The following is a 25,074-nucleotide window of genomic DNA, read 5'->3' on the forward strand; positions in this document are numbered from 1 at the left end:
TCACACGCTGGCTTTCCTACTAACTCTCTTGCTGTGCTACTTGCGTACTCGTTTTCTCGTTTTCTCGTTTACGTGTTTCAAAGCTAGCTGTCAGCGCATCTTCCGCTCTTACTGGCTAGATAGCTCACTTGCTTCTTAGCTTACCATGTTACGTGTTTGCCTACTTCCTCACTTGCTAGCATTACAGCTCTCTTTTATTCCATCAAGCCTTGGGTCAGATGAATCCCCTTGCAACCAATCACCACGAGACCGAAGCTGGTTGATGACCACCGCTGACCAGGGACGGGACGAAACCGGGGAGCAGACAGTGAACAGTGCGCCAGCGCTCGACGTCGGGCGCTCCCCCACCGCACCTTTGCCTTCTGACGCATCGATCGAAGACGATCACTGCATCGTTCTTGCCGAGACGCTGATCCTTCCGCCGGAGGCGGTCACGGAGACCTTCGCCATCCTCGCAACACGCGGAAGCGGCAAGTCCGCTACTGCGCACCGCCTTGTCGAGCAGCTCTACCAGGCCGGCCTGCCGACAGTGGTCATCGACGTCAAAGGCGACTGGTGGGGCATCCGATCGTCCGCCGACGGCGCCGGCCCCGGCTTGCCTTTCGTCATCTTCGGCGGCGATCACGCCGATGTTCCCCTCGAACCAACCGCCGGCGAGCTTCTGGCCGACCTGATCGTCGATGACCGGTTACCGGCGGTCCTGGATCTGTCGCACATGCGTAAGGCCAAAGCGCGCGCGTTCGCGACCGCTTTCGTGGAACGTCTCTATGCCCGCAACCGGGATCCTCTCCACGTGGTGATCGACGAGGCTGATGTTCTCATCCCTCAGCGTGCGACCGCAGACACCGCCCGCTTACTCGGCGCGATGGAGGATCTCGCCAAGCGAGGTCGCAGCCGCGGCCTAGGGATGACGGTGGCCACCCAGCGCGGCCAAGAAGTCGCCAAGTCTGTGCTCGAACTAATGGAGACGGTGATCCTGCTGCGCACGACCGGCCCGCGCTCCATCAAGGCCGCCCAGGACTGGATCAGCGTGAACGCCGATTCCACAGGGACGCGAGCCCGTGAGGTTGTCGAGTCCCTACCAACACTGAGGGTCGGCGAGGCCTGGGTATGGAGCCCGGCATTCTTGAGCCTCCTCCAGCGCGTGCAGCTGCCACTCTTTGAGACGTTCGACTCACACGCCACTCCGCGGCCGGGCCAGGCGCGCGTCGTCCCCAAGACACGCGCCGAGATCGACCTGAAGAGGCTCACTGCGGAGATCGCGGCGACGGCCGCCAAGGCCGCCGAGCAAGGGGGCAGAGCAGCCCACAGCAAAAGTGGTGAGCCGGCCCCCGCTGATGACCTTGTCCAGGCGCGTATTGGGGTGCTCGAACAGACGTTGCGTGAACGTGACGCTGAGATCGTGACGTTGCGTAGCCGCCTGGCCGAACTGGAAGCGGTGGTATCTGGGCAGGGGCTCGACGAGTCGCTGCGCGCCGCTGCAAGCCGCATCGCGGATGCCACTGCAGATGATCGAGCGGGCGCGGCCCACAGGTAGGCAGGCCACTGGACCCGCACCGGATCGGGCGCCGCAGATCCGGACCGACGGCCAGCCGAAGGCCGCGGCAGCGGCCCCCGGCGAGGCTCCGGCCGGACCAGCCCGTGGCCCCCGGACTCTCGCCGGCGATGAGCCACTGCGGTTTCGCGCGGGGGCTCTGCGGATGGTCGAGGCTCTCGGGCGGATGGCTCCGCGGCGACTCACCAAGGCGCAATGGGCGGTGGTCGCCAAGATGCGGCACACCTCGGGCACCTGGTCGACATATTTCGGTGAGCTGCGTCGGGCCGGCCTGATCGACGAGACCCCGGACGGTTTCACGCTTACCGAGACGGGATTCGCATTCCTCGGCGGCCGGCCGGAGCCGATGAGCGGTGACGAGCTTCGGCAGCATTATCTAGGGATTCTTCGAGCGGGTGCCGGCCGAATGCTGCAAGCGGTGATCGACGCGTACCCCGCCGGATTGTCCCGAGAGGAGATCAGTGCGCGCGCCGGGATTGTGTCGTCGTCGGGGACGTTCTCGACGTACTGGGGCGAACTGGTTCGTAACGGACTCGTCGTCCAGAACGGTTCGTCGTTGACGGCCAGCGACATCCTGATGGATGGCGCGGGATCCGGTCGCTGACTTCTCGTCCGGTGCCCGTTGAGAACTCTCGGCGTCCGGGCCCGCGGACCCATTGACACCCCCGCTACATGTTTTGCATGTATTGAGGATGTCTATGCAGCCGATCGCGTCCTGCACCACTCCCCTCCCCCACCGGTATGCCGCCCGTCGACAGACGGTGTTCCCCGACCCGGACAGTCCGTTCGCGATTCACCGTGAATCATCGCCATTGGTACCCGAGGGCGCCGCGGCTCTTTCGCCGGTGGAGGTAGCGAGGTCGGTTTCCGGGCGCGTTGGAAGTCGGGTGGCGTCGGGTCGTATCGGCCGGCCTTCGTTGTACTCGTCCCAGATGAGCTTCAGCTGGGCGTCGAATGCATCGCGAACGAATTGTGCGAGTGGGTATTCTCGCCCGGTCTCCCTGGCGACTAGGCGTACTGCAGCGCGGGCCATCTCATGCCGATCATGGTCGACATTGACGGTACTGTGCGGGCGCACCATCAGCTGGCCTTCACCTCGGGGAACAGTCCGACGGCGATGAAATGGTCGAGCACCTTGATGTATTCGAGGGTTGTCTTACGGGCGTTCCGGAAGAGTGGGACCGGGGTGTAGAAGCTGTACGCCTCCGGGACGCCGACGGCCTGGCCGATCGACGGAGCCACCAGGTCGCCGTAGCCTTCTCGCAGGTCTGCGACGCTCTCTTGGTAGAGCTTCCTTTTGTTCGTAGGGACGTCGCAGACGATGATTCCCTTCAGCGTGATGGCCAGATCGCGATCCTCGTTCACGGCGGCAATAAGGTTCTCCAGCTTGCCGATCCCCTCAATCTCCTTGGGCTTGGGCAGGGTGCACGTTAGGACACCGGAGGCGCCGCTCGTCTGGTCGGCCTGGGTGGCCAAGATCGCCGACAATGTCAACGCACCTTTCACACCCGGTGCGTCGATCAGCGTGACATCTACAGGAGGCGCTGCGGATATTGCCCGGCGTAGCCGCGTCACTCCCCCGGTGATATGTCCCAGGCGTTCCTTCATTTCATCAAGAGTCGGGAAATAGGCCGGGACAACGGTGAGGTTCTCGATGTCGGACTCGTCGTCGAAGATCGGCAGCCCCTCCTCTGAGATTCCCGCCGGCGCCAGTGCTGGCCTCTCCACGTCGGCGATCGTTGCCGCCTCTGCGAGCACGTCAGCCACGGTCAGTTCGTTCTCGTCGAGGTCTGCGTATCCGAGCTGTCGGCTGGCATTGCCCTGTGGATCGAAGTCGATCACGCGGACACTGGCGCCTCTGCTGGCGCACAGTACGGCCAACGAGGTGACGCTGGTTGTCTTGCCGGCTGACCCGGCGATAGTCGCGGTGGCATAGATGCTCACGATGTAGGGCCTTCCTGTGGATGTTCTGATTCACGGTGAATCAGTGTCGAGGTGAGGAGACGCGTCGGCATCGACGCGGCGTCGTTGGGTGCGGTGCGGTGGATATGCGGAACAGGCGATTCACGGTGAATCGATATGCCTGAGAGGCGGCAGCGCCGCTTCACGTTGTGGGGGTAACGAGCGATCGCCGTAGCCGCGATTCTCGAGGATTGCGGGTGCCCGACATATCTGGGGATGGCCGTGGCCTCCCCGATGGGCGATTCACGGTGAATCAGGTTTCCGGAACGATCCCGCAAACCACGGAGACCGGAGGCGTTCCACGGGCAGGCAGAGTGCTCGTACTCGTCGTACTCCCCCGTACCTGATTCACGGTGAATCGGATTCTCGCCACACGATGGAGATGATTCACGGTGAATCATGCGGCGGGTTCGGTCCTGCAAGCCACGGAGACCGGAGGCGTTCCCCGAGCTGGCAGAGTGCTCGTCCTCCCCCATATTCGATTCACGGTGGATCAGGAACCGGCGGCGCCGCTCAGTTGATTCACGGTGAATCGGACGGCCTAGGGACATCGATATCGGCGCGGCATCCCCACCCACATTGCCGGTAGCAGCGGCCTTTGATTCACCGTGAATCGGGCCGCGGCCGCCAAGAAGAGGCGCATGCTGATAGCAGCGTCGGTGATTCACGGTGAATCAGTTCTCGGTGATGTTGTCGAGTTGCTCGCGCTCCCACGGTCCTGGTTCGTACTTGGCTCGGTCCCGGAGCAGCATGTAGTAGAGCTTGTCGACCTCGCCCCACTGCGACTTTGCACCCGCGTGGATCTCGTAGGTGGCCAGAGCGGTCGTCCACGCTCGCGCTAGCCGCGCTTTGGCATTCGTCGGTGCTGGCATGGTGTCGAGTCCCCACTTGTTCGCGAGGGCATCGACCGCTGACCAGTCGACTTCGGCGATGGCATTCAGTGCATAGAGGTCGGCGAAGATCTGGAGCATGTCGGTCTTGGGTGGCGGTTCGAGCGCGATGCGTTCCGCGGCGGCGCGGCGACTTTTGGTTGCCGCCGCGCGGCCTGCATTCGACTTCTCGGTCTTCTGCTTTGTAGGCGTCGGTGGCGCGGCGGGCTCCGCCCCGTCCTGGGCGTCGGTGGTCGATGTGGACTCAGCCCCCGTTGGTGCGGTGGGGGAGGGGAGTGGTTCTGGATCGACCGGTGTAGGCGCTTCGATGCTGTAGTAGGCGAGTGCGCCGGTATCGTCGATCGCCGCTACCACCGTGCTGGGATCCGTAACGGTGTCGTAGATGCGATGGCGGCGTGCGGTTGCCGCATCTCCGAAGTGTGTCGAGGGGTCGACCAGTTCGATGCCTTGGTCGTTGGCCAAGGCGCGGGAACGCCGCTCAGCGATCACCCGTTCCGCGGCCTGTCTCATCAGGATGCCGCTCTTCTGGGTGAGCTCGAAGGCGCGGAACTGTTCTTCTCGGCGCGCATCCGTGTCTTGGTCGGGGTCGGGGTCGGTCTGGAAGGACCGGACGGGTCCATAGGGCAGGAGTGAGCCGAGCGTCGACCCTTCGGTGGGGGAGAGCTGCTTGTCGCGGACCGCGTCTTGCAGTGTCTTTTCGAGGAAGATCAGCGACAGCCTGCGCTGCACGGTTGGTTGGCTGATCCCGACTGCTTTGCCGATCTCGCGTTGCGAGATGTGCAGCTCTTCAGCGAGTCTGGCGAGGAACTCTGCCTCAGCGAGGGGCGAGAGGCCTTCGCGCGCGTGGTTCTCCTTGAACATCTCCAAGAGTCCGCCGTCTGGAGTGTCGAGGATTCCGTCGTCGATGATGACTGGCATTGCGGCGGTATCGGTGGCCAGCGCGGCCGCTCTGCGGCGGTGTCCGTAGATGAGGACGTACTCGCCGTGTGTGTCGTCCCTGAGCGAGTGTGGCCAGCGCGCTGTGAATGCCTTCCGTGTCACCGCTGCTGCGGCGATGCGGACACCCTTTTCCTCGACAGAGACAAGAAGTTCTTTCCAGCCTTCATCGTCTTCGTCGACGATGGAGCGACTCGCGTCGTTGAAGGGGTGGGGGATGAGGGCGGTGGGCTCGATCTGCACCACGCTCAAACCTTGCGCGATCGCCTCGTCTGGGGTCAGTCCGCTGAGCATTCCGGCGCGAGAGGCCGGCGTTGTGGATGCGTCTGCTCGAACACGCGTGACGGATCGGCGCGAAGTGGTGCCGGCGCTGCGTTTGATGGTGCGGGCCTTCGGCAGCTGGATGTCGGTTGTCTCTGATGAGTTGGTGGCCACAGGTTATCCCTTCAGCAATCGGTACATGTAGGGAATGTATCGGGGGTTTGGGACGTGTTCCAGGGGACACGCCCACACCACAGTCGATTCACGGTGAATCAGCGGTCATCGACGGCGTCGAAATGGCCAAAACGCCGTAATGGCCCCTGTAGAGCACGTAGACGCATGTACCACATTCCCCGGTGTGCTCCATCGCCCAGCAGCCCAATGGGCCGTCTCTGGCGATCTGAGAAGCTCGGCGGTCGTGAGCTGCGACGATGCAGCCCTAGACGACCCTCTTGACCACGATGGACCCTGTGGGTGCACTGCTGTACTTCACCGGCACACCAGACTGCTGCGCCTCGATCACTTTTCCGTCGCCAGCATAGATCTGTACATGCTCCGGCACACCCGGGGACGAGAAGTTCGAGAAGATCAGATCACCGGCCCGGGCAGACGAGGGGTCGACGCGTTCACCGACATGTATCTGCTCATAAGTGGTGCGCGGCAGCAGGACTCGGCCATCAGTCGCCTGCGCGACCGCGAACTGGGCAAGGCCGCTGCAGTCGAAACCGCCACCGGTGGGTCCGCCGGCCCCGCCGCCGCCCCAGATGTAAGGCAGCCCCAGAGCGCGGTCGGCGTTCTTCACCACGCGCGCGCCGGTGCTCGCGTCGTGGTCGGGCTGGTCGCTGTCGTCGACGTCGCCATGCGGCGCACTGTCGGCGGCACCGGCCGCAGTGGTTGCCGCCTGAGTCAGCGGTTGTAGGAGGGAGCTGAGTCCCGCGCCGCTGGGCATGCCCCCGCCGGTGGGCATGCCACCTGCCGGCATGCCCATCGGCATGCCTGACGGCATCATCGGCTGCGCGGGCATGCCGCCAGGTTCGGCCGCCATCTTGGCCTGACCGAAGAGCGGATTTGCGGTCGGGTCGGGGGAGGCTGTGCCGGCCAGTAGGTCGTCGGTGTGATCGCCTTCCAAGTCCTCGCTCTGGTCCGTCAGCGGGTCACTGCCGTCTTTGGGGTGCTTGCGCTCAGGATCGGTGGGATCGGTTTCCCCGGCGCGTTCCTCGGTCTCGGGTAGGTTCGCGGTGGCGTCGTCAACGTTGGCGGCCGCGTCGCCGTATTGGGTAGCAATATCGAATACGAGCGATTGTGTTTCTGCGATGCGCCCCTGGCCGGCGACGGCAAGCGCCACTTTGCCTTCCGGGGTGCCAGCGAAAGGTCCGAGCTGTTCTTTGTCGGTCTGCCAACCGGTTTCGATGGCGTCCAGACCGTTGTGGGCGTTCCTGGCGATGTCGGGCCCTACCGACATAGCGGTGACGGCCGCCGTGTGTGCGTCGGCGAGCTTGCCGCGAAGCCCGAGTAGGCGAGTGGAGGTGGTTTCGGCGGCGCCGGCGGCCTGACCGTTCCAGCCCTGAGGATTCTCGGGAGCACCCGGTTGGGTTGGGGCGCCGGGGACCGCTCCTTGTCCGCTACCCAGGAGGGTGCGAGCTTCCCGGATGACGGCGTCCACAGCCTCGATCACACTGGTCATGGTCAGTAACCTCCGCCCTGGGAACGAGGGTTTGCCTGGGCGATCTTCGTAGCGAGGTCGACACCGCTCGGGGACACGTGGTACTTGGGGTCGCTGATGACGTAGTTCATGGATGCGGCGATATTGGCGACCGGGTCGAAGATGTCCTTGCTGGTGCCAGGCACCCAGAAAGCTTCGAAGGTGCTGGGTGTGACCTGCGCCAGGCCGCGGGAGGATCCTCGATGCCCACCGTCGGCCATCATCGGACCAACGGCGTTCGAATCGCCGTTGGCGATCGCATGGACTCTGCCGCTCGACTCGCGGTCAATCAGCGTCTGGTAGCCCTCCTGCCAGCGCTGGCGCGCTTGTGGATCGGTGATGCCGAGCGCGTCGAGGGCTCCGTCGATCGCCTCCCTGATCGTGCCCGGTTGTCCGGTGTGTTTGGAGGGTTGAGCACCGCTGCTCGGGATGTCCTCAGCGCCACCGGTGGCGGTGGTGGACGGCGAAGGGCTGCCGGCGGCAGCCTGCATGAACGGGCTCAGCATTCCGCCAAGGGGAGCCGCCCCCGCAGGGAGTGCGGAGGCCATCGGCATAAACGCTGCGGGCATACCCATCGCGGCCGGGATCATCCCGGCCGCAGCGGGCAGCATGTTGGACATCGCTGCCGTGGGTGCTGAATTCGCGCCCACCGGCCCGTCCATCGGGCCAGTGGGCATCGGCGCACCTCCGGCCAGCGCTACATCTGGGCCGGGGGTCACTGTCGTCGACAACCCGGGCGAGGGCGGTGCGCCGCCATCGCCTTCAGGACCATCCGGCTGCTTCTGCGCAGGTATGTGATTGGGCAGGGTAGCGGTGTGTTTGCGCACCTCAGCGGCAGCGTCGGCGTACTTGGCGGTGGTCGCTGAGATGAGGACAACGGCTTCGCCGATGGTCATCTGCGCTTGAGGCATCAGCGCGGCATCACGCGGGCCGGGGGAGGGGAGTACGCCGGCAGCGGCCTTGGCGTGTTCCCATTCGCCGGCGATCACGTCGAGCTGGGTAGTGGCGTCCCCGGCGATCCTGTTGGCCGATTCGGTGGCGGTGGCCACGCCGCCCGCGGCGGTGTTCAGGTTCTGTCGCGCCTGCTGCAGAGAGGTGCCAGCGGCGATCGCAGCGTCGTGAGCGTTGCCGGTCCAGTCGGCGCTGGGGAATTCAGGCAGCGTCGATGGTGGCGGCGACGCCGGTGTAGTCGGTGCGGGTGTCGTTCCGACGATTTCGCGTACGCCTTTGAGGTAGTCGTCGACGACCTGCTCAACTGTCATGGTTGGGTTGGGCGGGCAGTCCGAAGCCGGGATCGCTCGGCGGCTTGATTGGTCCTGTGGTGGGCTTCGTGGTACCCGGGCTGGCCATCACGGCCGATGTAGGAGTCGAGTTGCTCGGGTCTGAGCCGTGCGGGGCCGTCGGCGCTGTTACCGGCGGGCTTCCTGGCGCGCCGGGTGTGGCGCCGGTTGCCGAAGCGGGTGCATCAGCGGTTGCGGTCGGATCGAAGAATCCCTTGAAGCCGGGCATGTCGTTGATGACCCCGAGCGGCTGCAGCTTTCCGTCCGGGCCGATCAATTGGCCGTTGCCGGCGACGATCGCGGTGTGGTCCGAAAAGACCACGATGTCACCGGGTTTGACGTCGGCGGGGTCGACCTTCTTGCCGAGGTCGGCGCCGTCGGTGGGAAGCTCCACACCAGTTCCGGCGTATGCCGCCGTCGCGACATCGCCGCTGTCGGGGGTCCGGGTGAGTGCCTGGCGTACCGCGGCCGCGCCTTGAGGTGTTCGCGCGGTGACAACCTGGCCGCTTGGCAGCGTGACGTCCTTGCTCGCGGGTGCATTCCCCGCAGCATCGGGCGCAGGCTTGGCTGGTGGCGGCGCAGCACCTGCAGGGGGAGCTGCAGCTGGGCCGGGCGCGGCGCCTGCCGGCGGAGGAGCGGCACCGGTACCGGCAGGTGTTGCCACCGTCGGCGGTGGTGCCGCTGGATCGGTCACCGGCGCAGGCTTGAGCGCATCGCTGGGCTTGGACAGGTCCGCTGGCTTCAGATCGTCCTTGTTGCGCGCGGGGGAACTCAGCGGCGGGGGGGCACCAAGACCCGCCGGCGCGCCGAGGCCTCCTCCGCCCAGGCTGGGCATGCCCAGGCCGGGCCCGCCGCCCAGTGCGGGCATGCCCATCCCAGGCATGCCCATTCCCAGGTTGCGCAGGCTGTCAGCGATGCCGTCGGCGTTGCCAGCCTTTTCCTGCACGTTCTGCTTCAGTTCGTCGAGTTGCTGCTGCAGCGCGGCGAGCCGGCCCGCGTCGGCCTCCGGGGTGCCACCCTGTGCCGCGAGTGCCGGACCCAGATCGCCGCCGCCGCTGAGGATTTGATCGTGCGCTGTCCGGCCGGCATCGGAATTGTTCCCGGTCTCATCGGCCGCGGTCTCGCCAGCCTTGTGCATCTCCTCGATCTGCTTCTGCATATCGGCGAGCACCTGGTTGATCTTGTCGATCTGCTCCTGTGTTGGGCCCTGCCCATTGGGCGGTGGCGTAGCCGGTGGAGGTTGGGGCGGCGGCGGCATCTTCGGATGGTCACCCGAGCCGAAAAGTTCGCGTCCGATGTCAAACAGTTCCCGGAAGACGGGGCCGACCACCAGCCCCGCCGGCCCAAATGGAGCCCCCGCGGCGGCGCTCAAGATGTCGCCCGGATCGAGCAGATCCTCAAAAGACATGAGCTGCTTGCGCCCCTTTCCTGGTCCCGCCAGCGAATACGGCGGGTTTGGCTACGACGCTAAGGCCGTATGCAGGCTGTTCTCAAGAGGAGCTGCGCTGGACCGCCAGACGGCTCGTCGGCGACAAGCTGGACACGCAGAGGCGGCCATTGTCGTCGTCTTGCCACATCACTGTGACCACGCCATCGTCGGCGACATCAATGCCGTCAACCTCGCCGACGTGCCCATCGTCGAAGGACACAACGTCCTTGGGCTGCAGATCACGAGGCGCCAACACCAGCTCTTCCATACCCTCGTTTTCGGCATCCCGGATGATCTCAGCGACATCGAATCCGAGACGTGAATCTCCGTCGAACGAGGTGACCTTCCGGAAGAAGTTGGTGGGATCGAGGTCGGGCCGCTCCGACAGCGCGAACCACGGCGCATCCGCGATCTCGTTCCACGAGACCCCGTCGAGCATCAGCGGTAGCTCCGGCACGTACCGGGGGACAAGCGTTACGGGTGGCCGGAGTTGTTCGATGACGGCGGCCTCCTCAGGGACAGTGCTGTTGGCCGCTGGCGTGAAGTAGTACTGGGTCTCCCGTGGATCTTGGTGCGTTCCCGTGGACATGCCGCGACCCTTGATCCGGGGAATGTAGCGGCCGACATAGCTGTCGTCCCAGAGCATTTCGGCCGCGATCCGTGATATCGGGCCGACCGACACGCGGTTGCCGAAGTTGTCGCGGGCCTCCGTGTCGATCAGGGTGTGGTCCGGCCGTTGCATACCGACCACAAGGTGCATACGCGCGGTCCGCGCAAGGCGCGCCAGTTCGCCGAGCTCGGTCAATGTCGGGCATTCCTTCGCGCCGTTCTTCGGTTTCAGGTTGGCCCACAGCCGTTCGAGTACAACTTTGAACTGGGCTGCCTCGTCGACGACGATGAGGTACGGCAGGTTGTGCTCCCACTGCGATTGGTCCCAACGAGCTCGCGCGTTGCGGTCCTCCATGAGCATGTACATGCGGTGGATGGTGGCGATCGACTCGAACGGGTCGCTGCTGATGATGTGCACGTTGGGCCAGCCCACGAAGTCGGAGTACGAGCCGCCCTTGAAGTCGACGAGAACCACCGCCCAGCCGCGCAGCGCGGCCATCATGATCAGGCCGCGGAGGTAGACCGTCTTGCCAGCGCCGGTTTTTCCGCTGACGAGGGTGTGGGGCGAATCCAGCGGATCCCACTCCTGGATGCCAAGGTCGAGGTCGACACCGTAGGCGAACCGTGTCTGGCGGTATTGGCCGATCGCTTCTTCGATCGTCCGGACAGCGGGAATTGGCTTGGTGAACAGGGGAAATGGAAGCACCGGTTTGGGGGTGAACGTCACAGTCGATGCCGGCATGTCCCATTTGACCCGCCAAGTGCCACCAACAAGTTCGGTGAGATTCTGTTCGGCGACCCGCTTGCGGAAGTCGCCCATCAGTTTCTTGGCGATCGCGTGCTTGATGGTGAACCCGTCGGCGAGAGTTCCTGTCACAGTGGCAGACGATTCGAAGATGTCGCGGGCCTTGCGGGTGAGGTCGGCCAGCTCCTCATCCATCTGCTCGGGGACGAACTGTGTGGCGGTGAATACCAGCGCTGACGGGTCGGCGCTGACGCGAAAGTGGGCGTCACAATGGGTGCGCAGGGCGCGGCGGATCGTGGTGGCGGGATCGAGGCGTCGGGCGGTGGTGGTTGTTGTCGTGCCGATGGCGTCGTCGAGTTCGAGCCGGTCGTCGCTTGAGGGCAAGGTGGCTGTCATCGGGCGGCTTGCTCGGATGGTGATCGTTTGGGGCGCTGTGGCTTTGGCGTCCCATTTCGCCTGTGGGACGACCTGCAGCGAAGGTTGCTTGTGGCCGAGCGGGGCGTAGAGCGCCTGGATTAGGGTGCCGCGCAATTGCAGGCGGGCGCACCGCAGGCGGTAGGGCTCGATGGTGAGGCCGGCGGTGGCGATGCCGACGGCCAGGGCGATTCCAATCGCGGTGACGAATGGCATTGCGAGAAGCCAGCGGGCGGCGGCGGTTGTCGCTGCGAACGCCGCCGATGCTGTGCCGATGGTCGCTGGGCCCACCGGCAGTGCAAGCGCCCATTTTTCGGGCTCGGCCGCCGACGGCTCACCGGGGCGTGCGCCGTGCCACACGATTCCTGCAGTAACGAGCGCAATCAGCGTCGCGCCGATGACCGCGACCGCAGTCGGGATGTCCACGGAGGCCGCCAGGTCGGTGTTCTTGCGCAGGTACCGGTATCCCAGGTAGCCGGCACCACCGACGATGACCAGGATGCCCAGCAGCACAGCTGCTGGGTTCTCCTCATCTGCGGTCTTGCGCGTCTGGCCACTGGTCACCTCAGAGGAACCTCACTGGGGCGAAATACGGCGTCATGGGCGGTGCGGTCCCAGGTCACCAGGTAGGTCGGCGCACTGGGGTGGCGCAACCGATCAAGAACCTGCTGGGGGAGCTGCTCGGCGGGCACGTGGAATTCGCGAACCGGCTTGGGCCGCGGACGCGGCGAGTTGGCGACGGCAGCGAGGCGAGCGAACAGCGATGATCTCACCTCATCCACTTTTGAGGCCGATCGCCCCGTTCTCAAGAGGACCAGTTCACCGGAGCGTTATAGGTTGTCCTGCAGCGGTTTTGACCCAGGCTAGGTAGTTGTTACAACGGCCGTCGATGGCCAGCAGAAGACGTCCTAGGTACCGCGAATGCTCGGGCTAGCGGTCGTCGAGTGAGCCCCACAGTGCCCGCAGTGCACCGTCGAGGCGTTGGTTGGACATCGGGGCGTAGGTCAGATGGGTTTGGCGGTCTACGCCGACGTGAGGCCAGGCGAGGACGCGTCCGTAGTTCTCGGTGTCGAGGAGGGACACTGCCGTTTTGGTGCGGCGGGTGACGTCGTCGACGCGGCGCATTGCGGTGATTTCCGTGACGACGTCGGGTTTGGACGAAGCGTTGAGGATGGCGGCGTCATGGGCGTCGAGGCCGTGCTCGATGAGTCGGTCGGTGGCGTGTCCTGGGGCTGTGTCGGCGATGCGTGCTGCTTCGGCGGCGGTGAGCTGGATGAGATCGCTGAGAAGGGGCCGGTTCGATGGTGCCTAGGTTGACGGCGAGGACTGCTGTGGTGGCGGTGAGCCAGTCGGCAGCCGGCACCTGTTGGACCAGAAAGATGTGGCGGGTGCGGCTGGCGACGACGTACTGGCCGAAGCGGGAGGCGATGGCGACGCGCAACATGGTGTTGGGCTCGTGGAGCGGGATGATCCGGATAGCGAGCGTTTCCTCGGCATGCGCGATGGTGCGAACCAGACTGGTGACTTCGGGCAGTGTTCCGTTGGCAGTGAGGATGCCGCGTTCGGTGAGGCGGTCTCGTTGCAGCTGTTTCCATGGTTCGGCGAGGTCGGGGCCGGTCATGGGGTTGTACAGCGCGAGGACTTCGGGCAAGCGGCCACTGAGGTCGAGGTGTTCCACGAGGTAGGCGCCCTCGTCGACGCTGATCTCGAATCCGTCCGTAGTGGTGTCATTAGCCATCATCTAGGACGGCGCTGATGTAGTGACCTCCAGCAGGGCGGGGATTTCGCGTATCGGGGTCTCGACGGCTGGGAGGGGCTTGCGCTGGCTGATATTAATGGGATCGTAGGTGGCCTGGTGGCCTGGTGGCCTGGTGGCCTGGTGGCCTGGTGGTCCCGATCAGGCGATGGCCCAGCCCCCGGCCGCTGAATGCAGGCCCAGGCTGGCCAATCGGGCGAGGTTGATCGCGCCGGCTCGGGCGAGGATGTCGGTCAGGATGCGTTGTTGTCCGCGGCAGCGAGCCTTGCGACCACCCCAGGGGCGCCGGGTGAAGTGACTGATCTTGCGTTCCACAACCGGCCGATACGTTCGGTAATCGGTCTGCCAGGCCGGGTCGCGTTGGCGGGCCTTGGCCAGCTGTAGGGCGGCCTCATGGGCATGGATGGTGATCACCCGTCCACGGCGGGCTTTGGTGCATTGCGCCCGCAGCGGACACGACCCACACAATGCCCCGAAGCGAGCGACCTGCTGACGCCGCCCGGTGCTGATGGCCACAGTGTGCTCGGCCGGGCAGGTGACGGTGCCCGCAGTCAGGTCGATACCGAACTGGTCTTTGGAATAGCCGTTGGCGTTGCGCACCGGGGGCACTTTGGCGCGCATGTCATGGCCACGTTGGGTCTGCTCATCGAGGGTGGCCCCATCAGCGTAAGCCGAATCGCCATACACCTCAAAGACATTGGGCTCCGACTCGTTTCGCACATGCTCACCGTGATCGGTGATCGTTTCATCGGCATCGGCATCGGCATCGGCATCGGCATCGGCATCGGCATCGGTGGCGGCATCGGTGGCGGCGGAATCGGGTGCAGCACTCGTGGTGTCGGTGACCGGGTTGCCCAGCAGCTCGTCGATGACCTCACGGTCGGCGGCGTTGGCCGCGGTGACGGCCACCGCGGTGATCAGCTCGTCATCGGGATCGATACCCAAATGGGACTTGTAGCCATCGAAGGTCCGCGCCCGCGACTTATGCCCATGGCGGGCCTCGGTATCAACGGTGGAGATCAGCCGATCCCGGGCCACCCGCCTCGCGATGCGAAACACCCCGTCGTCGCCGGCCTCGACGTCCTGGCCGGCCACCAGCGCCAGCAACTCGACCGCCTCACCGAGTGCCCCGTCAAGCTGGCGGCCATCGCAGGCCTCCAGTGCTGCCTTGGCGTCGCGCACCAGCGCATCGACCAAGGCTTCACGCGCCGTGGGATCGTCCCAGTCACACGGTGGTTTTCCCAGGCTGGCGTAGTCATCGTCGCGGGTCAGCACGGTGCGCACCGCACCGGCCACCTCCGGATCGGCCCGATCGGCCACCGCCAGTAGTTTGCGGATCGCGGCCCGCAGCTGGATCACCGTGTCCTGGGTGGCCACCGCATCCAACAGCGGAGTGGAATCGAGCACCCGGCGCCGTCCCCGCAACAACCCCGCCGCCCGCGCCGTGGTGTTGACGTCCTCGAACAACCGCCGTGGCCGATCCGATGCGCGTAGCCGGTTGCGCATCCCGACCAGCACCGTGGGATGAAACGCCTCCGCATCCACGGTCAACCCGGCGGCCGCTTTCCAGCGCAGGTCAAAGGCCAGCCGGTCGCAGGCCTCCCGATCCGAAAGCCCCTCGTAGGCCTGCAGCAGCATCACCGCGGCCATCACCCGCGCCGGCACCGTTGGCCGACCCAACGCCGAACGCTTGAACACATCAGCGAAATAATCGTCGTCGAACAGTGCACCGCCGTGGTCGGCCAGCAGCCGATAGATGCTGCCCGCCGGCAGCTGATCGCCGACAAGCAGCATCACGTCATCGAACCGGCCCTGCCGATTTTCCCGTCCCAAAGCCACGCATCTGATCCTCGCCGCCCATCCATGCGAAACCCGCTCAGCCACGCCGAAAGTCAGCGACTAAAACAGCACCGTCCTAGACACTCTTTCCTGAGGGTCAATGCATTCTGTTCAGTTATAGAACGCGGCGGGCCTGCGCGCCGGAAGGCAGGTTGCTGATGTGCACCGGTACACCTCGCTGCGGGGCTTCGATGACTTGCCCATTGCCGATGTAGATCGCGACGTGTTCGGGGACACCCGGCGACGACCAGTTGGAGAAGACCAGGTCACCTGGGGCGAGTGCGTTGAGCGGTACCGCGGTTCCGGCGTGAATCTGCTCGTAGGTGGTGCGGGGCAGGATTACGCGGCCGCCGGATGCGCGGGCGACGGCCCACTGGGTAAGACCGCTGCAGTCGAATCCGCCGCCGGTGGGCCCTAGCGCGCCGCCGCCGCCCCAGACGTAGGGGAGGCCGAGCGCGTCATGGGCGATACGCGCGGCGTTGGCGCCAGCGCCGCTACCGGCGACTCCCGCGTGCAGCGAGTCGGTCGAGCCGGCTGCTGCCAGGTAGTTGTGGATGAGAGATCGGACGAACTGAGCGTCGGTGAGTTTGTCGCGTGCTGCGGAGCTGACCACGTTGCCGGCCTCGTCGAGCGCCTTGCGCATTGCCGTCATGACCGCGGTTTGCGCCTCGGGGGTGTCGCCCTGGACACCGGCCGACATGAGGGCAGTTTCCACGTCGTCGATGACGCCTTGGATTTTCGCGCGATCTTCTTCGGTGCGGGCCGACGACAGACCCAGGATCTCGCCGAGTTGGCGTTCGACATCGCGCATCGCGCCGACTTGGCGGGCCAGGGCCTCGTTCTTGTTGCGGGCCGCGTCGGCGGCGGGGCCTTCGCCGACCAGGGAGCCTAGGGGGCCGGCGAGACTGTCGGCGCCGCTTGTGTTGACGCGGCCCGAGGGGGTTCCGGGGGGTGCGCCAGTGCCGAGTTGGTTTGCGAGCGCGGCAAGTTGGGGCATGACGGCTGATGCGAGTGCCGGGATGAGGCTTCCGGCACCCTGGAGTGCGGCCGCGGGGATGCCGGTGGCGGCGTTGATGAGCGGGCTCGCCAGCTGGGGGCCGAGGCTGGCCAGTTGGCCGAGGGCGTCTGGTGACGGACCTGGATCCGGTGGAGTGTCGGCTGATGCGTCGCTGTCGGAGTCGCTGTCGGCGTTGTTGTGGTCGCCTTTGTGATCGGCTTCCGAATCCTTCTTGTCGTCTTCCAGTTTGGTGTCGCCCGAGGGGGTTGCAGTGGTGGCCGGGACGGTTCCGGTGCCATTGGGGCTCTGACCGTTTGGTGTCGTGGCGCCCGGCGCGGCAGGAGCGGCGGTAGTGGTGGGAGGTGGTGTCGTGCCTGGCGCCGACGTGCCGGGCAACGGTGGTGGCTTGACCGGCACCGGGCCCTCGGACTGACCGGTGGCCTGCGCGGGGTGTGGGGGATTCGCGGTGGAGGGATTCTCGGCCTCGCTGGTGGCCGGATCTTCGGCGGTGGCGATGGGTGCGGAGGGTTGGGTCATGCGGCGGGGCCTCCCTCGATGCGTCGGATCACGCGGTTCGGCCCGATGCGGGTCCACTCCGGCGCTGAGTGCCCGGGCAGCACCGTGACCATGGTGTCGGCGTCGACCGCGATGCCGGCCAGGTGTGGGCCCGCGCCCGCGCTGATGTCGATGTAGACGGCGTCACCCGGTTCGGGGTCGGCGACCACGCGGTATCCGATCTGCAGCTGTTCGGCGATGGTGGTGGGAATGGCGGTTCCTAGGGTGCTCGACAGGATCGAGGCGACGTAACCGGCGGAGTCGGCGGTGTTGGCCGGCTGCGTGGTCGGTTGCGCCGGGATGGGCTCGTTGGTCGCAGCTTGTGTGGCGGTGGTGGTGGCGGCGGTCTGGTCGGTGCCCACACTGCGCTGAGCGGCGGCAGCGATGTCAGGTCCGGCGGGGTTGTGGCCGGGTGCAGCAGCCGGCAACGGCGTCGTCAGTGCGTGTAGGCAGTTCGCGGCGGCGGGCGCGGTGGACATGGCCGAGCTGGCCTGGTCCGGGTTGAGCACCGTGGTTGCCGTTGACGTCGCGGCAATTGTGGTCGGGGGTGCGGGTTGGGCTGTCTGCTGGGTGGTGGTCGGGGCGGCGGAGGTCAGTGCAGTAGCAGCGGCGCTGGAGGTTTCGACTGGCGCGGGCAGTGCCCCAAGGCGGGCTTGGGCGTCGGCGACGTACTGGGTGAAGTCTTCGGCCGTCAGTCCGGTGATTTGTGCTGCCAGCTGGCTGGGATCCGTATCGCGCCAGCGGGGTTCCGTGTCGACCATGTGATCGAGGGCCAGTGCGGTGGACACCTCTGGGGTCATGAGCTCGGCGGCGCTGCCCCAGGACAGCGGCAGCCCAAGGGCGCCGGCGCCGTCGTTGAGAACTGCGCTATGTGCATAGCGCTGCGTGTCGGCGTCGCCGGCGTTTGCGGCGTTAGCCAGCCCAGTTGCACGCATAGCGATCGCCACGGTCACGGTTGCCCCCTGTCTGCCAAATCCCAGTGTTTCGGCGGTCTGCTCGATCTTCAACAGGAGTTCCTGCGCAGATGGGGCGTCACTGGGGGGGTTTGCCACGATCGCCCCACGGATGCCGAGCGCCGCGGTGCAGGTCGCGAAGAACTGCTGGGTTCCCTGCCCTGGCAGGGCCATCATGGTGATCGCGATCGGCAGGGCGAGCATGCACAGCAGCGCGGCAATCGCCGCTGCCAGGGTCATTTTGACGGCGGTGGTCATCTCCTATCGCCGTCCCATCAGTTCGCCTCGGATGTCGGCGTAGAACTCCGGCATGGCGTCGGGATCGTCGGTGCGCGGTTCGCCGCTCTGGTGAGCCAGCGCGGCGATCGCCGGGTGGATCGCCGGCGCCGAGCCGGCGTGGTGCCGGCAGGAGTCAGCAGCGTTGATGCAATAGCCGCCGCGGGTGGTAGGTGCTCCGCACAGGTGCGGGAATCGCTGACGGTGCTCGGCGACGCTCGCGGCGTGGGGCAGCGTAGGGCCAGGAATGCGTTCGGTGCCATAGAGGCGTTCAGAAGGGGCGGCCAGGATAGGCTCGGCGGCCGGTCCGCCGCCGACTGGCGGCGCCGGGGTTCCCGATTGGGGATAGCTGTTATGGGCGCCCGTGGCGGTGACCTGGTCGATGATCGACCGCTGGCCGCTGACGATGCGGACCGCGGCGCCGGCGCTCGTCCTGACCTCCTCGATCTGATCGAAGGGCAGCCGGTCGTCCAGGTTGACCAGGCGCACGGACTTTTCGTTGACCTTGCCGATGACGTCCCAACCACCCGAGTAACGGATCCGGTCGCCTACCTCGACGGTTTCTGCGTCCCAAGCAGGCGTCTCAAGTTCCGTGGTGGCAGGGGTGTCCTGAGCTGATGTGTCGGCCTTGGCTCTGCGTGATCCCTTGAGGTTCTTGATACTCGCCCTGTTTTGCAGTTGGTCCGCGGCGCCGAGGAACGGGGCCGCCTCGGGGGCTGCGGCGGCGATGCCGAGTTTGGCGGCGGTGGTGGCGCCGTGGCGGGCGAGGCTGGTGACTCGGTGGGTCGCGTTCGGGATTGCGGTGAGCGGGTCGAGACGTTCGAGAATGTTTGTGGCCCCAGACATTTCACCCTGGGATCCGTTGAATCGTTGCAGGGCCTGGACGGTGCGCTCGCGGGCTTTGAGGATGCCTTTGCGGACCTTGCGCAGGGCTATGAAGATCGCGACAAGCATCAGCGAGACCAGGGGCATAGCGACGACGAGATCGCCGCCGGCCGCGGAGAACATGGCACCGGCAAGTGTCCCGGTGAGACCGACGATGGCGACCATCCCTGTCATGCCGGCGAAGGAGAACACCGCATCGAGGGCGGCTTTGAGTGCGAGGTTTTGGCTGGCGCCGGGGATCCATCCGGTGATGAGGGCGACGATGCCGACGATCGCCCAGAACACTGCCGATAGGGCGAGGATGACGACCTGGACGCACAGGTAGGTGAAGACGATTGCGACGGCCAGCGCGAAGATGATCGCGACGAAGGCGATGATTTTCCTGCTGGTGGGATCGCTCATGGCGTAGTCGTGGAGGCCTTGTCCGCCTGGGCAGTTCTGGGCGACGGCGTCTTTGACCTTGTCGACGGGTCCGCTGGTGATTGCCGTGGACCATGCTTGACCGCAGTTGTAGGGCGGTGCGTCGAGGTCTTGGCCGAAGTTCCAGATGAGGGTGGGGGTGCGGGCGAAGTGGTCGGCGAGCGACTGCGACAGGGCATCTACCGCTTGTTGCCCCTCTAGGGGCTTTCCGGACAGCTCACTGCTGATTTCCACGCCGATGTCGCGGCCCATCGTCAGCGCGCCGTTCGGGCCGAGGAGTTCGCTGACCGGTTTGTTGGCCAGGGCGATCGAGATGTAAGCCAGCAGGATGGCCGTGGTGATCTGCGCGGCCGCTTTCCCAACTTTGCCGAGCGCGAAGGTCACCGCGATGATGGACGCGGCGATCAGGCCGATTGCGGTCAGCACCACAGGGTTGTGCACCATCACGGTCAGCTGGTGGCCGATGAAGTCGAACGGCTGTGAGATGACCTTGAGCCACTTGAAGGACAGCACGTTGTTCACCAGCCAGATCGGCGTGGCGATGATGCCCAGGAACAGGCTGTAGAACCAATGCATGCTCAGTGCTGGCGGTGCGGCGGCCGGGTCGGTGAGCGAGCCGTTGTTCAGCGACAAGCCGTAGGAGCCAAGTGGCACATGCGCGCTGTCGCTGACTCCGATCCACAGGATTGCCGCGGTCGCACCGGTGCCGGCCCACGCGGGGGCCGCGTTGATGATGCTCATCATCGCAGGAGTCAGCAGCAGCACAACGCGGCGCCAGGCTCGGGCGGCGATGCGGAATGGATTGCGGTTCATGCGGCCGCCCCTGGGGTCGTGCTCACCGCGGCGGCGCGGTCGCCGCGCGCCGGCAGTTTGACCTTGATCTCGACGAGACGGCCGCGGATGTCCTTCATCAGGCATTCGCCGCGACGCTCTGGAGGGGTTTGGCCGTCTTCGCCGGTCCCGGGGCTGGTTTCGGTCATCAGTTGCTTGACCAAGTTCCGGTCGCGGGCCGCGTCCTTGCTGGCCATGCGCAATTCCTCGGTGGCGAGCGTTTCGTCGACTTGGCGGAACAGGAACAGGGTCGGGATGAGGTGGGTGAACCGTCGGAAGTGCGCGGGATCCTGGGAGGCCAAACCGATCGCGCAGTCGTGCTTGCGCCCATCGATGACGAAGTCCTCGATGATCCCGTCCCCGATGGCCGACCGGGTCAGATGGCGGGCCTCGTCGAGCAGGAAGAGGCCGAAGCGCGGATCGGGATCGTCGGGCTCTGAGAACAGCACCTGCCGGGCGATGGTGGCGAACAGCGTGTAGATGACGTCGCCGAAGAGCTTGGTGGGATCGTCGGCCAGGCTGCTCTTCTCGTCCGGTAGCGAGAGTCTGTTGGTGCGCAGCACCACGAACGGGGCGTCCAGCGGCAGTGGTGGCAGGTCGTTGGCGAAAAGGACACGGGCGTAGGTGCGTTGCGACCAGAAGCGCAGTTGGGAGGCGACTTTCGCGATCACCGCAGGTGCGGCATCAGCGACGGCTCCGGTGGCCAGGCTCGGGTTACGAACCAGGTTGGCGGTGTGGGTGACCAGTTCAGGCAGGCCCTTGATCTTGTGCCGTGCGCGGTAATTCGGCTCGATGAGGTCAGACAGCAGGGTGGATTCGGGGCTGCCCGATGTGATTTGGAACAGGCGCATGAGGACGGGCAGTATGCGCTCGGCGACGTCGGCGCCGGGGACCACCCGCAGCAGGTCCAGCGTGTACTGGGGGTTGGTCGGATCGATGACGACCGCGTTGGCGACCGATTCGGCGAATGACACGTATTCGCCCATGGGGGAGCGGTCGATGGCGAAGACCTGGCCGCCGTGGTCGACGGTGAGACCGCCGAAGACTTTCAGCAGCACCGACTTGCCCGATCCGAGGTCGCCGACCAACGCGAAGCTGGCGGACTTGTTCTTCTCCGTGACGCCGAGCAGATCGAAGTACACGGGTTCGTGGAACCCGGAGAGCCGGCACTCTCCGATGCAGGGTCCGGCGTCGTCGCCGATCTTGGCGGCCGTAATCGGCGTGAACTTGGAGAAGTAGTCGGTAGCGGTGACATGGGTGTAATCGGCGGTCACCCGCTGCGGGGCATACCCGGGTTGGCAGGCGGCCCAGGCTTCTTCTTGAGCGCCGGCGGGATCGACGAGCTTGATCGGGATGTCTTTGAACGTGCGGTGCACGTCTTGGACGCGGTCGCGGAGTTCCTCGTAGCTGGGCGCGGACACCGCGATGATCGGGCAAAAGTGGATCTCGGTCTCGGCCGGATTGCCTTCCAGGTGAGTGTTGTACTGGGCGAGCTGCTGGCCGCGCGTGACAAGGAAGTTCTGAGCGAAGCTCACCTCGCTGTCGCGTTCGTCCATCTGCTCAGCCAGCTGCTTGAGCGAGCTCGCATTGTGCGCCAGAGCGTCGGCGCGGTTGCGGACCCAGGTGTGCAGGGTGTAGTCGACGCCGGCGCCTTCGAAGTGATTGAGCAGCGCGAACACCTGGTCGGCTACTCCCGGCCAGGCCAGCTTGGCGGGAAAGTCGTCCACGAGCAGGAATGTTTGGTAGCTCGGGGGAATATCGCTGTCGGGAAATCCCACCTTGACCGCGCGTGACAGCCTTGGGTCCACTTCCCCGTCCAGCCGAAAGCCGCGTCGCCGGCGTACCGAGTGCGGCCCGGCGGCGCGGTGGGGGAAAGGCCGGGGGGCCGACGGATTGGGTTCGGATCCGTTGAGCGCCTGCAGGTATGCGCGATAGTCGACGCCACGGGTGTGGCTGCGCTCCCACAGCCAGTGCATCTGATGTTCGCTGACCCGTTGGGGTCGGAAGATCCCGGGGATTTTGCGCTGCGTGTCGGCGGCGAGCGTGGTGAAGGCCTTCACATCTTTAGCGGTGGGCTGATAGCCGTCGGGCAGGTCTCCGCCACGGGCGGGACCGCACAGCGGGACTGACAACCAGTGCAGTCGCTCCGCCGGCGGCGGATCCTGGATCTCGATCTCGGCGAGCCGCGCGGAGGCCTCGATGGCGGCGTCGGGAAACAGGGTCAGGAAGTCGCTTCGTGCCGCGGAACTGGGGGCGGCGCGGTGGGCGGCCGCGTAGCGGCGCGGCCCGACGTGCCGAGGAGGTGATCTTCTCGGCGATCGTCGGGATCGCGATCGGCGCCACCACGCTGGTCAGAATCGTCGTACCGAGGTCGGAGAACAGGTGCCGGTGCTGGTTGTCGATCCGGGTTTTCTCACTGCGTTCCTCATGACCGTTCGGCAGCGCACCGAGTAGCCACTCGGCATAGACGACTCCGCTTCGGGTCCAGCGCAGGTTGTCGGTAACGGCCAGGGTGGGCTGTTGCAGGGTCACGATCATTGAAGGAACTCCAGGTCCAGGACGTGGCCGCTCTTCCCGGTAGTGGCGGGACGTTGGTGCTTGCTCGGTGGGTGACCACCGGTGCTCAACGGGGCGCGGTACAGGCGGGGTCGCACCAGCCAGATCAGCCGTGAACTGGTACGGGCCATGGAGAACCCGATCCGGCGAGCCAGGATGACCGACGGGATGGTGATCGCAGCTCCGACGAAGAGGGTGGGCAGGATCGGCGGGTCCAGCAGCTTGAACACCAGCAGAATGAGTCCGGCCGCCGCGACTAAGACGCCGCATTGGATGCGCGTAAACGGCCCGAACGGGATCGGCTGTCCGTTCGGGAATTTCCCGATCAGTTTCGGGAACTTGCGCGCCAGGGTGTAGATCGAGACGAAGATGGGCGGATCCCGGCGCTCGGCAACGTCGGCGCTGCCGCGGGATGACTCGTCAGAGCTCATGCGGTCCTCTGTGCCTGTGTCGGGTGTCAGTAGCGGCTGGTGATACCGGTGAGTCCGCCGGTGTCGCTGGCCGAACCGCGCAGCAGGTCCGGAAGGATGACGACGATGATCACGGCGCCGATGGCGCTGGCGACCACCACGATCACTTTGGTGATCGAGCCCATGCTCTTGGCGTAGAGCAGGGCGATGAGACCCAGGGCCACCAGTGTGATGACCAGGATGATGGTGGTCTTGCCCTGAGTGATGGTGTTCAGGAGCACCTGGTTGAGGTAGTTCATTTTCTACCCTCCTTTTCTGTTCGCGGAATTGTGGTTTCTTTTCCGGGGCGAGTTGTTTCTCGTCATCCGGGGGCATTGGTGGACGCGCCGGATGGTGGCTGCGTCGTTTCAGTTGGCTTGGCGATGCGGCCTGCAATCTGAGGCGCCGGGTCGATATCGGAGATAAACCATTTGTCGCTCTGGCGCACAATGACCAATGGATAGGTCAGTGTTTGATTTGACTTGTCATTTATCGACCCTTCCGCGGTAACCAGAATTTTCGTGGTGAATCCGTTTTGCGCGTCGGCTGGGATGTCGGCCTGCGCGTTGATCGAGTCGATACCGATCTTGGTGAATGGAGCGTTGTCGAATGGGCGGATCTGCGGAGAAATGCTGTAGCGGCTGATATCGCCGCTTGCAGGATGACTGGCCGTTCCTTTCAGCCAGGTGTCCAAAAAGTCGGCAACGGTTTTATAGGCGTCGGAATCTTGCGAGACCTGGGACGGGTAGTCCAGGTCGATGTCATATCCGATGTCGGGGCCGTTGACGATGGCTGGCGCGGTGGTGATGCGGGGGTTTCCCTGAACGACGGCGACGGGGACTTGATAGAAGCGCAGTTCGGGTGCCTTGGAGAGGGGCTTGACGAATGCGCCGATGACCACCGACCAGTAGTCGACGTTGGCGAATCCGCTGGGCTGACGCGTCACCGACCAGGGGGCGGTCTTGATCACGCTTACCGGCACCGCAGTCGGGGTGATGTGGGCACCGGTGAAGGCGGTCAGGGCGCTCGCCGATGTCGTGGTCAGGTAGACGTTGACGTAGGCGTCGGCGAAGCCGCTGACCGACGTCCCGCGGTTGAGCGTCGTGTCGAGTTGGCCAACGGTGACCGTGTGGTCGGGGGCGCAGCTTGTGGCGATCGCGTTGAAGCCGCCGAGGGCGCCGAGGGCAAGGCAGGCGATGACGCCGGCGCGAGACACGGTGCGTCGACTAGGGCGGTGTTGTTGGGTCCAGTGGCGGACCCGGTCGCCGGTGCTGGGGCGGAAACTCACAGGTCAAACGATGCAGAGGCGAATACCCGTTTTCCAGAGGACCGCCCCTGAGGTGCGGGAACGCTGGTTTCGAACCCGGCCGCAGTGGCGTTCGGGCCTGCGGCGGGGTTCGGCGCTGTCCTGACCAGCCGTTCCGGGGCACCCATCCCCAAACTCGTCGAGGATCGGCTCCGCATCGAGCAGCGCGCCGGCAAGGGTCGTCCCTCTGGCACGCGGCTGGGCCGTGCGGCATGTGAGCCGGGGGCTTCGACGGAATCGGTGTCTGCCTGGGTTTTTCCCACCGCAACGGCCCTGGAGTGACACGTTAGTGAGAAAGCGACAAGTTCGTCGGCCCTTACACGATGTTGCTGTGGTTGACAACCCCTGCTAAGCTCGGCGCGACGAGCCGCCAGGCGAAGGAGCGCCGAGAGGTTCGCTAGGAAAATTAGCTGATAACTTGCTAGCTTTCTGAGTAGGTAGCGGAGCCTGCAAGTGGGGTTGTCAGGG

18 protein-coding genes are annotated in these 25,074 nt (G+C 65.5%); 2 read left to right on the forward strand and 16 right to left on the reverse strand.

Going from position 1 to position 25,074, the window contains the following annotated elements; genetic code table 11:
* Window positions 1-262: 262 nt before the first annotated feature.
* Together AB8998_RS30535 and AB8998_RS30540 are read left to right on the forward strand one after the other, a co-directional pair.
* Window positions 263-1,537, forward strand: a complete 1,275-nt coding sequence (locus tag AB8998_RS30535) for a helicase HerA domain-containing protein (protein WP_369742038.1) — start codon at window positions 263-265, stop codon at window positions 1,535-1,537.
* A 220-nt stretch (window positions 1,538-1,757) separates the two neighbouring features.
* Window positions 1,758-2,159 carry a hypothetical protein gene (locus AB8998_RS30540; protein ID WP_369742039.1) on the forward strand — a complete coding sequence of 134 codons (402 nt, stop codon included), beginning with the start codon at window positions 1,758-1,760 and terminating at the stop codon, window positions 2,157-2,159.
* Window positions 2,160-2,635: 476 nt separating this feature from the next.
* On the opposite strand, the gene AB8998_RS30545 is transcribed toward AB8998_RS30540, so the two are convergent.
* From AB8998_RS30545 to AB8998_RS30620, 16 genes are all read right to left on the reverse strand, one after another.
* On the reverse strand, window positions 2,636-3,499 hold the full coding sequence (locus AB8998_RS30545; RefSeq protein WP_033721400.1) for a ParA family protein: 864 nt from the start codon (window positions 3,497-3,499) through the stop codon (window positions 2,636-2,638).
* A 692-nt stretch (window positions 3,500-4,191) separates the two neighbouring features.
* Window positions 4,192-5,778 (reverse strand): ParB/RepB/Spo0J family partition protein, encoded by a 1,587-nt coding sequence (locus tag AB8998_RS30550; protein ID WP_369742040.1) that lies wholly within the window; start codon window positions 5,776-5,778, stop codon window positions 4,192-4,194.
* A gap of 265 nt (window positions 5,779-6,043) precedes the next feature.
* Window positions 6,044-7,288 carry a C40 family peptidase gene (locus tag AB8998_RS30555; RefSeq protein WP_369742041.1) on the reverse strand — a complete coding sequence of 415 codons (1,245 nt, stop codon included), beginning with the start codon at window positions 7,286-7,288 and terminating at the stop codon, window positions 6,044-6,046.
* A 2-nt stretch (window positions 7,289-7,290) separates the two neighbouring features.
* Window positions 7,291-8,355: a hypothetical protein gene (locus AB8998_RS30560; protein WP_369742042.1), complete on the reverse strand. Its 1,065-nt coding sequence runs from the start codon at window positions 8,353-8,355 to the stop codon at window positions 7,291-7,293.
* A gap of 202 nt (window positions 8,356-8,557) precedes the next feature.
* On the reverse strand, window positions 8,558-9,958 hold the full coding sequence (locus AB8998_RS30565) for an NlpC/P60 family protein (protein WP_369742043.1): 1,401 nt from the start codon (window positions 9,956-9,958) through the stop codon (window positions 8,558-8,560).
* A gap of 118 nt (window positions 9,959-10,076) precedes the next feature.
* Entirely contained in the window at window positions 10,077-12,347 is a 2,271-nt protein-coding gene (locus AB8998_RS30570; RefSeq protein WP_369742044.1) for a type IV secretory system conjugative DNA transfer family protein, read from the reverse strand.
* A gap of 366 nt (window positions 12,348-12,713) precedes the next feature.
* Window positions 12,714-13,058 (reverse strand): ESX secretion-associated protein EspG, encoded by a 345-nt coding sequence (locus AB8998_RS30575; protein ID WP_369742074.1) that lies wholly within the window; start codon window positions 13,056-13,058, stop codon window positions 12,714-12,716.
* Entirely contained in the window at window positions 12,964-13,524 is a 561-nt protein-coding gene (locus AB8998_RS30580; protein WP_369742045.1) for an ESX secretion-associated protein EspG, read from the reverse strand. The genes AB8998_RS30575 and AB8998_RS30580 overlap by 95 nt, the downstream gene beginning before the upstream one ends.
* 156 nt (window positions 13,525-13,680) lie before the next feature.
* On the reverse strand, window positions 13,681-15,378 hold the full coding sequence (locus tag AB8998_RS30585) for a transposase (protein WP_369736417.1): 1,698 nt from the start codon (window positions 15,376-15,378) through the stop codon (window positions 13,681-13,683).
* 115 nt (window positions 15,379-15,493) lie between these two features.
* Window positions 15,494-16,912, reverse strand: a complete 1,419-nt coding sequence (locus AB8998_RS30590; RefSeq protein ID WP_369742046.1) for a C40 family peptidase — start codon at window positions 16,910-16,912, stop codon at window positions 15,494-15,496.
* On the reverse strand, window positions 16,909-18,141 hold the full coding sequence (locus AB8998_RS30595) for a hypothetical protein (protein WP_369742047.1): 1,233 nt from the start codon (window positions 18,139-18,141) through the stop codon (window positions 16,909-16,911). Before AB8998_RS30595 ends, AB8998_RS30590 begins: the two co-directional genes overlap by 4 nt.
* A gap of 3 nt (window positions 18,142-18,144) precedes the next feature.
* Window positions 18,145-20,277, reverse strand: a complete 2,133-nt coding sequence (locus AB8998_RS30600; protein WP_369742048.1) for a hypothetical protein — start codon at window positions 20,275-20,277, stop codon at window positions 18,145-18,147.
* Window positions 20,274-22,355, reverse strand: a complete 2,082-nt coding sequence (locus AB8998_RS30605) for an ATP-binding protein (protein WP_369742049.1) — start codon at window positions 22,353-22,355, stop codon at window positions 20,274-20,276. The genes AB8998_RS30600 and AB8998_RS30605 overlap by 4 nt, the downstream gene beginning before the upstream one ends.
* A 474-nt stretch (window positions 22,356-22,829) precedes the next feature.
* A complete protein-coding gene (locus AB8998_RS30610) occupies window positions 22,830-23,282 on the reverse strand; it encodes a hypothetical protein (RefSeq protein ID WP_369633250.1) in 453 nt (150 codons plus the stop codon).
* Between the two features lie 26 nt (window positions 23,283-23,308).
* A complete protein-coding gene (locus AB8998_RS30615) occupies window positions 23,309-23,560 on the reverse strand; it encodes a hypothetical protein (RefSeq protein WP_005113689.1) in 252 nt (83 codons plus the stop codon).
* Window positions 23,561-23,622: 62 nt separating this feature from the next.
* Entirely contained in the window at window positions 23,623-24,588 is a 966-nt protein-coding gene (locus tag AB8998_RS30620; RefSeq protein WP_369742050.1) for a conjugal transfer protein, read from the reverse strand.
* Window positions 24,589-25,074: the final 486 nt, after the last annotated feature.

It is taken from the genome of Mycobacterium sp. HUMS_12744610 (assembly GCF_041206865.1).
Taxonomy (GTDB): Bacteria; Actinomycetota; Actinomycetes; order Mycobacteriales; family Mycobacteriaceae; genus Mycobacterium; species Mycobacterium servetii.

Excerpts from the sequence above, each read along its gene's own strand:
- AB8998_RS30535 (WP_369742038.1), top strand. The coding sequence starts at position 263 with ATGACCACCGCTGACCAGGGACGGGACGAAACCGGGGAGCAGACAGTG.
- AB8998_RS30555 (WP_369742041.1), bottom strand. The coding sequence starts at position 7,288 with ATGACCAGTGTGATCGAGGCTGTGGACGCCGTCATCCGGGAAGCTCGC.
- AB8998_RS30580 (WP_369742045.1), bottom strand. The coding sequence starts at position 13,524 with ATGATGGCTAATGACACCACTACGGACGGATTCGAGATCAGCGTCGAC.
- AB8998_RS30590 (WP_369742046.1), bottom strand. The coding sequence starts at position 16,912 with ATGACCCAACCCTCCGCACCCATCGCCACCGCCGAAGATCCGGCCACC.
- AB8998_RS30595 (WP_369742047.1), bottom strand. The coding sequence starts at position 18,141 with ATGACCACCGCCGTCAAAATGACCCTGGCAGCGGCGATTGCCGCGCTG.
- AB8998_RS30600 (WP_369742048.1), bottom strand. The coding sequence starts at position 20,277 with ATGAACCGCAATCCATTCCGCATCGCCGCCCGAGCCTGGCGCCGCGTT.
- AB8998_RS30610 (WP_369633250.1), bottom strand. The coding sequence starts at position 23,282 with ATGAGCTCTGACGAGTCATCCCGCGGCAGCGCCGACGTTGCCGAGCGC.
- AB8998_RS30615 (WP_005113689.1), bottom strand. The coding sequence starts at position 23,560 with ATGAACTACCTCAACCAGGTGCTCCTGAACACCATCACTCAGGGCAAG.